Origin of the sequence: Rhodobacter sp. NTK016B (genome assembly GCF_017303295.1) — a bacterium.
Classification (GTDB): domain Bacteria; phylum Pseudomonadota; class Alphaproteobacteria; order Rhodobacterales; family Rhodobacteraceae; genus Pararhodobacter.
Genome location: NZ_JAFKOK010000003.1, coordinates 338,871 through 350,640 on the forward strand (window position 1 = coordinate 338,871; position 11,770 = coordinate 350,640).

At 64.8% G+C, this 11,770-nt stretch carries 8 protein-coding genes; 4 read left to right on the forward strand and 4 right to left on the reverse strand.

What is annotated here, in order from left to right; all coding sequences use genetic code 11:
• Positions 1-88 precede the first annotated feature (88 nt).
• Together dnaE and JI664_RS06010 are read left to right on the forward strand one after the other, a co-directional pair.
• Complete coding sequence (dnaE, locus tag JI664_RS06005; RefSeq protein ID WP_207012812.1) at positions 89-3,580, forward strand: DNA polymerase III subunit alpha; 3,492 nt, start codon at positions 89-91, stop codon at positions 3,578-3,580.
• Positions 3,573-4,373 carry a crotonase/enoyl-CoA hydratase family protein gene (locus tag JI664_RS06010; RefSeq protein WP_207012813.1) on the forward strand — a complete coding sequence of 267 codons (801 nt, stop codon included), beginning with the start codon at positions 3,573-3,575 and terminating at the stop codon, positions 4,371-4,373. The genes dnaE and JI664_RS06010 overlap by 8 nt, the downstream gene beginning before the upstream one ends.
• On the opposite strand, the gene eda is transcribed toward JI664_RS06010, so the two are convergent.
• From eda to JI664_RS06030, 4 genes are all read right to left on the reverse strand, one after another.
• A complete protein-coding gene (eda, locus tag JI664_RS06015) occupies positions 4,370-5,011 on the reverse strand; it encodes a bifunctional 4-hydroxy-2-oxoglutarate aldolase/2-dehydro-3-deoxy-phosphogluconate aldolase (protein ID WP_207012814.1) in 642 nt (213 codons plus the stop codon). The genes JI664_RS06010 and eda overlap by 4 nt on opposite strands.
• A 473-nt stretch (positions 5,012-5,484) precedes the next feature.
• Positions 5,485-6,006, reverse strand: coding sequence for an RSP_2648 family PIN domain-containing protein (locus JI664_RS06020; RefSeq protein WP_286173875.1), 522 nt, complete (start codon positions 6,004-6,006; stop codon positions 5,485-5,487).
• A complete protein-coding gene (locus JI664_RS06025) occupies positions 5,996-7,201 on the reverse strand; it encodes an RSP_2647 family RNA methyltransferase (RefSeq protein WP_207012816.1) in 1,206 nt (401 codons plus the stop codon). The genes JI664_RS06020 and JI664_RS06025 overlap by 11 nt, the downstream gene beginning before the upstream one ends.
• A 158-nt stretch (positions 7,202-7,359) precedes the next feature.
• Entirely contained in the window at positions 7,360-7,515 is a 156-nt protein-coding gene (locus tag JI664_RS06030) for an RSP_7527 family protein (protein WP_207012817.1), read from the reverse strand.
• A gap of 243 nt (positions 7,516-7,758) precedes the next feature.
• Here JI664_RS06030 and edd point away from each other — a divergent pair, with 243 nt between their 5' ends.
• Both edd and JI664_RS06040 read left to right on the forward strand, forming a co-directional pair.
• On the forward strand, positions 7,759-9,564 hold the full coding sequence (gene edd / locus JI664_RS06035) for a phosphogluconate dehydratase (RefSeq protein ID WP_207012818.1): 1,806 nt from the start codon (positions 7,759-7,761) through the stop codon (positions 9,562-9,564).
• A 409-nt stretch (positions 9,565-9,973) separates the two neighbouring features.
• On the forward strand, positions 9,974-11,740 hold the full coding sequence (locus JI664_RS06040) for an alpha/beta hydrolase (protein WP_207012819.1): 1,767 nt from the start codon (positions 9,974-9,976) through the stop codon (positions 11,738-11,740).
• The last annotated feature ends 30 nt before the right edge of the window (positions 11,741-11,770 follow it).

Genomic DNA, 11,770 nt, shown 5'->3' on the forward strand with positions numbered 1-11,770 from the left:
CTTGCCGTCAGCGCGAGAAGCATTATCGCCATTCTGTAGAAAATCGCGCCGCCCTTGCGCGGCATTGCCCGCTGGATAAGCTGTCACCATGGCCAACCCCCGATTCATTCATCTGCGCGTCCACACCGAATACTCGCTTCTCGAAGGCGCGGTGCCGGTCAAGTCGCTTGTAAAGACCTGTGGCGCGCTGGGAATGCCCGCCGTCGCCGTCACCGATACCAACAACCTGTTCGCGGCGCTGGAATTTTCGGTAACCGCAAAGGGGGCCGGGGTGCAACCGATCATCGGCTGTCAGGTCGATGTGCAGCTGCCGCCACGGCAGCCCGGCGAAAAGCCGCGCCCGGCCGCGCCGCTGGTTCTGCTGGCACAGAACGAGCGCGGCTATGAAAACCTGATGAAGCTGAATTCCTGCCTGTATCTGCGCACCGATGGCAGCCTTCCGCATGTCACGCCTGACGAATTGTCCGAGCATTCCGAAGGGCTGATCTGCTTGACCGGCGGGTCGGACGGTCTGGTCGGGCGGTTGCTGCGCGACGGGCAGGCACCCCGTGCGCAGGAGGTCATGGACCGACTGGCAGGCATCTATCCCGCGCGTCTGTATGTCGAGTTGCAGCGCCATCCGGGCGAGGGCGGCGCGCTGCCCGATGCTGAGCAGATGACCGAGCGGCCCTTCGTCGAAATGGCCTATGCGATGGATCTGCCGCTTGTCGCGACCAATGACGTGTATTTCCCCAAGGCCGACATGTACGAGGCGCATGACGCGCTGTTGTGCATCAAGGAAGGCAGCTATGTCGATCAGCAAGAGCCGCGCCGCCGCCTGACCCCGCAGCACTACCTCAAGACCCCCGACGAGATGGCGGCGCTTTTCGCCGATCTGCCCGAGGCGCTTGAAAACACGGTGGAAATCGCGCGCCGCTGTGCCTTTGGCGCCTATAAGCGCGACCCCATCCTGCCGAAATTCGCCGATGACGAGGTCGAGGAACTGCGCCGTCAGGCCTGGGACGGTCTGCGCGCGCGTCTGGCCGTGATCCCGCACGCCGCCCCGGTCGAGGATTATGAGGCGCGACTGAAGTTCGAGCTGGGCATCATCGAACAGATGGGCTTTCCCGGCTACTTCCTGATCGTGGCCGACTTCATCAAATGGTCCAAGGACAACAACATCCCTGTCGGGCCGGGGCGGGGGTCGGGCGCGGGCTCGCTCGTGGCCTATGCGTTGACCATCACCGACTTGGACCCGCTGCGTTACTCGCTGCTGTTCGAGCGCTTCCTCAATCCCGAACGGGTCTCGATGCCCGACTTCGACATCGACTTCTGCATGGATCGCCGCGAAGAGACGATCCACTACGTGCAGGAAAAATACGGTCGCGACAAAGTCGGGCAGATCATCACCTTCGGCGCGCTGCTGTCCAAGGCCGCCGTGCGCGACGTTGGGCGCGTGCTGCAGATGTCCTATGGGCAGGTCGACAAGCTGTCCAAGATGATCCCGGTCGAAGGGGTCAAGCCCGTATCGATCACCAAGGCCCTGTCAGACGAGCCGCGCCTGCGCGAAGCGGCGAAAGAAGAGGTCGTGGCGCGGCTGCTCGATTATGCGGAGAAAGTCGAAGGATTGCTGCGCAACGCGTCGACCCACGCCGCGGGTGTCGTTATCGGGGACCGTCCGCTCGATGAACTGGTGCCGCTGTACCGCGATCCGCGCTCGGACATGCCCGCCACCCAGTTCAACATGAAATGGGTCGAGCAGGCCGGTCTGGTGAAGTTCGACTTTCTGGGTCTGAAGACGCTGACGGTGGTGCAAAATGCCATCGACCTGATCCATGCTTCGGGCCGCGACCTGCACATCGCGCCCGATGGCAGCACGCTGTACGAGCCGCCGGAAGGGGCCGAGAACCAGATCAACGCCATCCCGCTGGATGACGAAAAGACCTACAAGCTCTACGCCGACGCCAAGACCGTCGCCGTCTTCCAGGTGGAATCCACCGGCATGATGGACGCGCTGCGGCGCATGAAACCCACCTGTATCGAGGATATCGTCGCGCTGGTGGCGCTCTATCGTCCCGGCCCGATGGAGAACATCCCGACCTATTGCGAGGTGAAGAACGGGGTCAAGGAACGCGCCTCGGTCCACCCGCTGATCGACCATATCCTTGAGGAAACGCAGGGCATCATCGTCTATCAGGAACAGGTGATGCAGATCGCGCAGGTCATGGCGGGCTATTCGCTGGGCGGCGCGGACCTGTTGCGCCGGGCGATGGGTAAGAAGATCAAAGAGGCCATGGACGCCGAGCGTCCGAAGTTCGAATCCGGTGCCGCGAAGAACGGCGTGGATAAGAAGAAAGCCTCGGAAGTATTTGACCTTCTGGAGAAATTCGCAAACTACGGTTTCAACAAATCGCACGCCGCCGCCTATGCGGTGGTGAGCTATTACACCGCCTGGCTGAAGGCCAATCATCCGGTCGAATTCATGGCGGCGGTGATGAATTGCGATATCCACCTGACCGAGAAGCTGTCGGTCTACAAGCGCGAGATCGACCGCATGGGGATCGAGATCGTGCCGCCCTGCGTCAACCGCTCAATGGCGATGTTCAGCGTGATGGATGGCAAGGTCGTCTATGCGCTGGGGGCGCTGAAGAACGTTGGCACCGACGCAATGAAGCTGCTGGTCGAGGCGCGCGGCGATCAGCCGTTCCGGGACCTGACCGATTTTGCGCAGCGTGTGGATCTCAAGCGTGTGGGCAAGCGGCCGCTCGAAATGCTGGCGCGCGCCGGGGCTTTCGATCAGCTCGAACGCTCGCGCAAGCGGGTTTTCGAGGCGCTCGATTCCCTCGCTGCCTATTCCGCCGCCTCGCACGAGGCCGCGAATTCCGGCCAATCCTCGCTCTTCTCCGGCGGCGACGACCTGCCGCCGCCACGCCTGCCCAAGACGCAGGACTGGCTGCCGATGGACAAGCTGTCCGAAGAGCATGCGGCGATCGGGTTCTACCTGTCCGGGCACCCGCTCGACGATTACGCCGTCGCGCTCAAACGCAAAGAGGTGCTGACGCTGGCCGAACTGACCCAGAAGGCGCAGCGTGGTCCGCTGGTGGCACGGATCGCCGGATCGGTCAGCTCACGGCAGGAACGAAAATCTGCGCGCGGGAACCGCTTTGCCTTCGTCCAGCTTTCGGATCCGACCGGGCTCTATGAAGTTACCGTTTTTTCGGAAACCCTCGAAGCATCGCGGCAGCATCTGGAATCGGGGATGAACGTGGTCCTCACCGTCGAGGCAACGATGGAGGCCGATACGCTCAAACTGCTCGCGCGCGGGGCGGCGCCCATCGATGACGTCGTGGCCGATGCGGGCGCGGCGGGGCTGAAGATCCGGCTGGAATCGCCTGACGCGATCCGGGGCCTGCTGGAAATCCTGCAAAGCCTGCCCGGCAACGCGCCGCGCAAAGCCTTCGGCCCGCTCAGTTTCAGTGTCCCCGACGTCTCGACCGGCGGCGAGATCGAGATCGATGCCGGGCGGCCCGTTCCGGTCACGCCCACGCTGAAGCATCAGATCCGCGCGGTCGAGGGCGTTTTGGCTATCGAAGATGTCTGACATTCTACAGGTCGAAACCGAGGGCCGGGTTCGCATCCTGACGCTCAACCGGCCCGCACAGCGCAATGCCGTCGATCCGGCTCTGGCGCGCGCGCTCTACAACGCCGCGCTCGCTTTCGATGCGGACGATACAGCCGACATCGCCATCCTGACCGGCGCGGACGGGAATTTTTGCGCCGGGTTCGATCTGAAGGCGGCGGCGGGCGACGCCGGGGGGGACTGGATCGCACGGCTGGACATTCCGCCGGACTGGTCCGATCCCATCGCGCAGCCCTTGCCGGGGCCGATGGGGCCCAGCCGTTTGCGCCTGACAAAGCCGGTCATCGCGGCGGTCGAAGGCTTCGCGGTCGCGGGCGGGCTGGAGCTGGCGCTGTGGTGCGACCTGCGGGTGATGGCGGCTTCCGCCAAGTTCGGGGTTTTCTGCCGTCGCTGGGGCGTGCCACTGATCGACGGGGGCACTGTGCGGTTGCCGCGCTTGGTCGGGCAGGGGCGGGCGAACGACCTGATCCTGACCGGGCGTGCCGTGGATCAATCCGAAGCACTGGCCATCGGACTTGCCGACCGCGCGACAGAGGACGGGCAGGCGCTGCACGTTGCGCTCGATCTGGCGCAGAGCCTGTGCCGTTTGCCGCAGGGATGCATGCGCGCCGATCTTCTGTCCGCGCAAATGGCGCCCCGGGATCTGGCGCGCGCGCTGACCCGCGAATGGGCCAGCGCGGCGATGGTTCAGGCCGAAGGGCAGGCAGGCGCGGCGCGTTTCGTATCGGGCGCCGGGCGTGGCGGTGCGTCTTAGCGCGGCAGCGCCGCGGCTTCGCGCGCCAGCTCGGTGATGCCGGCCCAGTCGCCCGCCGCCATCCTCTTGGCCGGCGCGACCCAAGAGCCGCCGACACAGGCCACATTGGGCAGCGACAGACACTCGGTCGCATTTTCCAGACTGACGCCCCCGGTGGGGCAGAACGTCGCCTGCGGAAGCGGACCGCTCAGGGCTTTCAGCATCGGCGGACCACCGGCCGGACCGGCGGGAAAGAACTTCAGCGTACGATAACCCAGTTCCAGCAGCGTCATCACCTCGCTTGCGCTGGCGGCGCCGGGCAGCAGTGGCAGACCCTGCGCAGTGCAGGCCGCGATCAGCGCCGGGGTCGCGCCGGGCGAGACGGCAAAGGTCGCGCCCGCCGCCTTGGCGTTCGCGGCGTCATGGGCGCTCAGCACCGTACCCGCCCCGACCCGCGCGCCGGGAACGCTCGACATCGCCTTGATCGCTTCCAGCGCGCAGGGCGTGCGAAGCGTAACCTCGAGAACCGGCAACCCGCCCGCAACCAGCGCCTCGGCCAAGGGGATGGCGTGGTCGATATCCTCGACGACGATCACCGGGATCACGGGGGCGAGCTTGCACAGGGCAAGGGCGGCATGGCTTTGCAGGGCTGGGTTCATGGCATCCTCATCGCTTTCCTTGCGCTTAGTCAGTTTGGCGCGTGAAGGCAAATGTTTACGCTAACGAGCGGCGGACGCGACAGGATTTCAATGTCAGACGTTCTTGCTGGCGATTCTTGAATCACGATATTGCGCAAAGCGCTGTCCAAACGAGTTTCCTGAAATCTATACACCAAGTTATCCACAGGCGGGCCTGTGGGCGGCAATCCGTGGTTGTGTCTACCGCCGATTTAAGCGCGCTAGGCGGGTGCTTCAGAGCTGATGTGCGCTCTCAAGACAGGGCGCGAAGCATTGGATTTACAAAGAAAATGCGAATCCGGCTCGCCGCGCCATGGTTAAGCCTTTATGAATCCAAAGGATTTTCGGCCGGCTGGGGATTGTGGATTGTCCAAACTCCCCGGAATTTATCCACAGCCCCGCGTGGTGGGTGATTTATCCCCATCTGGCGCAAGAGCAGGGTCATTCGGGAAGACTCAGTCGGTTTCCAAGGCGCGCCCGAGACGGGGCAACGTTGCCCGTTTCATCGCGTTACGCCGGGCCCGACCGGAAAGATCGGGCCAGACGCCATCGACGATCCGCTCGACCTCGCCCGGTGCGTCGAGCCAGAGCTGCATCGCGAAGTCGTCAGGCGAGATCGCCGTCAAGCCCAGCGGCGCCAGTGCCCGGCGCGGGAAATCGCGCAGGTTCAGGGTCAGCAACAGATCGGCTCCCCCGGCATAGGCGGCGGCAAGGATATGGCGATCCGTGGCGTCCGGCAGGTCCAGAAGCGCGGGCTCTCCCGGTCCTGTCATGGCGTCGGGCCAAGTCAGGCGCATCCGTTCGAGCGTGGCGGGAACGCTGTCTTCGCCCTTGCGCCGCGCGACGTGGAGCCACTCGGCCTCGACCCCATCCGACCAGAGGGGGGTATAAAGACCAGCCTGCGCCGCGCTGAGCAGAAAGCTGCGCAGGATCGGCGGAAACAGCACGCAGGTGTCCAGAAAGACCTTATGCGTCAAGGCGATAGGCCAAGGCTTTCAAATAGCCGCTTTCGGCCAGTTGCGGCAGCATCGGGTGGTCTGGCCCGGCAAAGCCCGTATGGATCAGCTGGCCTTGCCGCCGTCCCTTGCCGATGCCGCGCGTGCAGGCGGCGCGGAACTGCGCCAGATCTGCCGCGTGCGAGCACGAGCACAGCATCAGTGAGCCGCCGGGCGCGACCAGCGGCGCGGCCAGCCGGGCGATACGCTCATAGGCCCGCAGTCCCGCATCCAGCGCCTTGCGGTGAGGCGCGAAAGCGGGGGGGTCGCAAATCACCAGATCGAATGTCTGACCTTCTGCGCCGAGCGCCTCGAGTGCCTCGAACGCATCTGATTGGCGGGTCAGGAAGCGCGTTTCGGCGCCCATCGCCTTGGCGCCAGCCTCGGCCAGCGTCAGGGCCGGCTCCGAGCCGTCGACTGCCAGCGCCGAGGTCGCGCCCGCCGCCAGCGCGGCAAGGGCGAAGCCTCCGACATGGCTGAAGACGTCCAGCACGCTGCCGCCCTTAGCCAGCCGGGCTGCGAAAGCATGATTGTCGCGCTGATCGTAGAACAGGCCAGTTTTCTGGCCCCCCATCAGGTCAGCCATGTATACAGCGCCGTTCATGCGGACCGGAACCGGGCCGCTAACCTCGCCGCACAGGATTACGGTTTCCTCAGGCAATCCTTCGAGCCCGCGCGCGCGTCCTGTGCCGTTCTTGACGACGCTTGTCACTCCGGTCACTGCGCAAAGTGCGGCGGTGAGCGTATCCAGATGCTGCTCGGCCCAAGCAGCATTGGGCTGAATCACCGCCGTATCGCCGAAACGGTCGATGACAACGCCCGGAAAGCCATCGGCCTCGGCATGGACGAGACGGTAGAAGGGCTCGGGATAGAGCCGTTCGCGCAGCGCCAGAGCGTGCGACAGACGCTTCTTGAACCACGCGGAATCGAGCGCGGCGCTGGCGTCGCGGTCGAGCATGCGGGCAACGATTCGCGAGGCGGGGTTGACCGTAACCAGCCCCATCGCGCGCCGCTCGGCGTCTTCGAGCGTGGCCAGCGTGCCGGGTTCCAGCGCGCTGCTGCGGCGGTCGAGAACCAGCTCATCGCTGTATACCCACGGAAATCCGTGGCGGATCGCGCGCGCTTCGGCTTTCGGCCGCAGCCGCACGACGGGACGGTTGAAGGGAACAGAGGTCATCAGATTTTCCAGATCGCTTGCGCATTCCATAGCCGGACGGGGCCGTTTTCGGAAGGCCAAAGCGACAACGCCCCGCGTCCGGTCAAGGACGCAGGGCGGTGAGGGCGGAGCAGGGTCCGCGCGCTTGCCTTGGCCTGCATTCAGGCCCGGCTGCGCTATCAGGCGTGATGAGCCTGCGCGCCGCGCGAGAAGAGGGCGACGATGCCGCGACGCAGCGAGCGGAAGCCTTCGGCAACCGCCTGCGCTTGCATGGCGCGGGCTTCACGTTCCAGGGTCACAAGGTCGATCTCGTTGAATTCGGGCAGGTTGGTCATGGTCTTTTTCCTGATTGGCGAGCTGTCTCGCGATGCGTTGTTCTGGCATCAACTTACGCCGCGATGCAGCAATCGACTACGCCCATGTACACATTTCCGGCTTGCACAGAATGCAACGCTGACAAGATGCCGCCGCCACAGGGCCGCGCGTTGGAACAACCGGGGTGCTGCCTTGCGGCGTTAGCGATAACGACTTATAAGGGGCGCGAGTATTCCCGACATATCCATACAGACGAGGCCCCCATGACCCTCGATCCCCGGATCCGTGACGTTACCGACCGCATCATCGAGCGGTCACGCCCGGCGCGCGACGCCTATCTTGAGCGGCTGGCCAAGGCTGCCGAGCAGGGACCGGCGCGCGCTCATCTTTCCTGTTCGAACGCCGCCCATGCCTATGCGGCGATGGGTGAGGATAAAGAGGCGCTGGCCGCCGACCGCCTGCCCAATCTGGGGATCGTGACCGCGTATAATGACATGCTGTCAGCGCACCAGCCGTTCGAGATGTTCCCCGCCATCATCCGCGAAGCGGCACGCGCCGCAGGGGCGACGGCACAGGTCGCGGGCGGCGTTCCGGCGATGTGCGACGGCGTCACGCAGGGCCGGGTGGGGATGGAATTGTCGCTGATGTCGCGCGACACGATCGCGCTGGCCTCGGCGGTGGCGATGAGCCACGATTGCTATGATGCCGCGCTCTGGCTTGGTGTGTGCGACAAGATTGTGCCGGGGCTGGTGATGGCGGCGGCGACCTTCGGCCATGTCCCGGCGGTCTTCGTGCCGGCGGGGCCGATGACCTCGGGCATCCCGAATGACGAAAAGGCCAAGGTCCGGCAGGCTTTCGCGCAGGGCAACGCCACGCGGGCCGAGCTGATGGCGTCCGAGATGGCCAGCTATCACGGGCCGGGCACCTGCACCTTCTATGGTACGGCGAATACCAACCAGATGCTGATGGAGATTATGGGTCTGATGCTGCCGGGCTCGGCCTTCGTCAATCCCGGCACCGGGCTGCGGGAAGCGCTGACGAAAGCCGCCGTTCACCGTGCCGCGGCGATCACGCATCTGGGCAATGACTGGCGCCCGGCGGGGCATGTTCTGGACGAGCGTGCGTTTGTGAACGGCATGGTCGGGCTGATGGCGACGGGAGGCTCGACCAACCTGATCCTGCACCTGCCGGCGATGGCGAAAGCGGCGGGCATCACGCTGAAGCTCGAGGATTTCGAAGCCGTGGCCTCGGTCGTGCCGCTTCTGGCCAAGGTCTATCCCAACGGTCTGGCGGATGTGAACCATTTCCACGCGGCAGGCGGTCTGGGTTATCTGATCGGTCAGCTTCTGGATGCGGGTCTTTTGCATGAAGACGTCGAAACCGTCGCGGGCACGGGGCTGGCGCGTTACGGGCAAGAGCCCAAGTTGATCGATGGCGAACTGACCTGGGTCGATGGCCCGGCCGAAAGCCTGAACGACCGGATCCTGCGCAGCGCGAAGGATCCGTTCCAAGCGACGGGCGGCTTGAAGCAGCTGACCGGCAATCTGGGGCAGGGGGTGATCAAGGTCTCTGCCGTGAAGCCCGAGAACCACGTGATCGAGGCCCGCGCGCGGGTGTTTAGCGACCAGCCGTCGGTCAAGGCGGCGTTTCAGGCGGGCGAGTTCACCGAAGACACCATCGTCGTCGTCCGCTTTCAGGGGCCGCGCGCCAATGGCATGCCCGAGCTTCACTCGCTGACGCCGGTCCTGGCGGTGCTGCAGGATCGCGGGCTGAAAGTGGCGCTGGTGACGGATGGCCGGATGTCGGGCGCGTCGGGCAAGGTCCCGGCAGCGATCCACGTGGCGCCCGAAGCGGCAGCGGGCGGTCCCATCGCCAAGCTGCGCGATGGCGACAGGGTGCGGCTTGATGCGGTCACCGGCGAGCTGAGCGTGCTCGAGCCGGATTTCGACGGCCGCGACGCGGTTATCGCCGATCTGAGCGCGAACAATTTTGGTGTCGGGCGTGAGCTTTTCGCACGGCTGCGGATGGGCGCGACCGATTCGACCGAAGGGGCGTCGATCCTGCTGTGAGCCCGGTGTCACCGATAGCTTGGCGCCCTTGAAAGACGGTGACCGGGCCAACCCGTTTCGGTTGGCCCGGCCTGAGCATCGCCTCGGCAGCGACAGCCCGCACGGTAGAATTGGCGCAGGCAAGATGCCGAACAGAAAACAGCCCCAGCGTGCGGTTTGCGTGAAATCCCCCCGATATCCCGACTAACGGCGCACCGCGCCGCGCTCTGACATCGACGGTTCGAAAACCACTGCGACCCCCTGCATCGGTCAATGTGTGATCAAAAAAACAAGGTCACTCAATGAGATCAGGATCCCCCGATTCCGGCATTTTCGCTTCACCCATACGGGTTAAAAGCGTCGTAATTTTGCGAAAAATAGTGCAATATGGAAGTTTCTGAAGCGATCGTTTCAATTTGGAAAGGCCCCGATGCGCGGAGATCCCGAGACCGATGCCCTCGACGCCGATCGGGCGCGACTCATCGGCAGCATTTACGAAGTCGTTTTGCGTCCTGAGCATTATGATAGCTTCATGGAGGACTGGTCCGACTTCGTCGATCAGGCCGCGCGGCGGCTGGGAGAGTTGCACATCTCGGACACGTCCTCGACCCGGCAGCTTGAAGACCCGGTGATCGAAGCGCATTTCCGCCGCGCCTTTGCTCTGTTCGAGCGGATGGGCCGCGGCGAGACGATCATGCCCAATGCGGGAAGCGCCGATGCGCCGCTCGTCCGCATCGCGCGTGACGGATCGGTCCTATTCGCCAGCGCCGACGCTCGTGCGATCTTCGGGGACCCCGTCACGCTGGCGGGCATTCGGGACGCGCTGGAACCCGACAGCACCGCGCGGCTCAAGATATTTCTGGGCGCTTTCGCGCGCGCGCCGTCCTCGGGACGCTTCGCGGTCCTGTCGCTGGCCGAGGCCGATAACGAGGTGACAACCGCGCTTCCGGGCGGGGGCCTCGTATCGATGACCGCGCTGCGCGATCCCGACGGCGACGGTTTCGTCACCGAGTTGCGCACGATGAATGTCGGCTGGACCCCGGCCTTGGCGGCGGTTCTGGTCGAGAGCTTTCGCCTGACCCCGCGCGAGGTCGAACTGGTGCACGAACTGACCCGCGGCGGTGATCTGCCGGCGGTGGCGCAGCGCACGGGAAAGTCGCTCAACACCCTGCGCGCGCAGTTGAAATCCGTATTCTCGAAGACCCGCACCAGCGGCCAGCCCGAGCTGATGCGCCTGATCGGCGCGGTGATGCTGCATGGACCCGAGAAAGAAGGTCAGGTCGATACCTCGATGAGTACAGGCGAAGAGCGGCTTGTCGATGTGGGCGACGGGCGGATGATGCCGGTGGTGATCCTCGGACCCGATGACGGGCTGCCGGTGGTGTTCGTCCACGGTATGCTCGAAGGGCTGGGCTGCCTGCGCCATGTCGAGCCCGCGCTGCATCAGGCGGGCATCCGGCTTTATGCGCCGATGCGGCCCAATTTCGGCAATTCCTATTCAGATTCCCGTGTGCGCGACGCGCCCGATATCTTCGCCCGCGACGTGGCGAAGATGCTGCAGGTGCTGGCATTGCCGCGCGTCGTCGTGCTGGGCCACATGGCGGGCGCGATCTATGCCTATGCGGCGGCGGCGCGGCTTGGCAGTTCGGTGGCGGGATTCGTGGGGGTCGCGGCCTGCGTGCCCATCGTGTCGATCGAGCAATTCGCAACGATGACCCCGCGCCAGCGCGCCGTGGCCTATACGGCGCGCTTTGCGCCTGCGCTGCTGCCTGCGGTTCTGCGCGCGGGGATGGCGCAGATCGATTCCAGCAGTCCCGAGCGGTTCATGACCCCGCTCTATTCGCGCGGGTCGCGTGACCGCGAAGTGGTCGAAAGCTCGCGTATCGGGCAGTCGATCCTCGAAGGTTACCGCTACACCGTCGCGCAGGGACAAAAGGCGTTCCAGATCGATGCGTGGCATGTCACGCGTGACTGGTCGGCGCTTGTCGTGGGCTCGGATTGTCCGGTTCTGTTGATCCACGGCGTACTCGATCCCGTTGTCAGCTTTGACAGCGTGCAGCTCTTCGCTCAGCGCTATGGCCGTATGCATCTGGAGGAATTCGACCATGAGGGCCAGCTTCTGCTCTACAGCCAGCCCGAGCGTGTCATGGCGCAGGTCGCGGCTTTCGCCCGCAGCTGCCTGACCGGCGCGGGATGAGCATGCGACGTGGGCGAGAATGCGCCATTG

Excerpts from the sequence above, each read along its gene's own strand:
- dnaE (WP_207012812.1), top strand. The coding sequence starts at position 89 with ATGGCCAACCCCCGATTCATTCATCTGCGCGTCCACACCGAATACTCG.
- JI664_RS06010 (WP_207012813.1), top strand. The coding sequence starts at position 3,573 with ATGTCTGACATTCTACAGGTCGAAACCGAGGGCCGGGTTCGCATCCTG.
- eda (WP_207012814.1), bottom strand. The coding sequence starts at position 5,011 with ATGAACCCAGCCCTGCAAAGCCATGCCGCCCTTGCCCTGTGCAAGCTC.
- JI664_RS06025 (WP_207012816.1), bottom strand. The coding sequence starts at position 7,201 with ATGACCTCTGTTCCCTTCAACCGTCCCGTCGTGCGGCTGCGGCCGAAA.
- JI664_RS06030 (WP_207012817.1), bottom strand. The coding sequence starts at position 7,515 with ATGACCAACCTGCCCGAATTCAACGAGATCGACCTTGTGACCCTGGAA.
- edd (WP_207012818.1), top strand. The coding sequence starts at position 7,759 with ATGACCCTCGATCCCCGGATCCGTGACGTTACCGACCGCATCATCGAG.
- JI664_RS06040 (WP_207012819.1), top strand. The coding sequence starts at position 9,974 with ATGCGCGGAGATCCCGAGACCGATGCCCTCGACGCCGATCGGGCGCGA.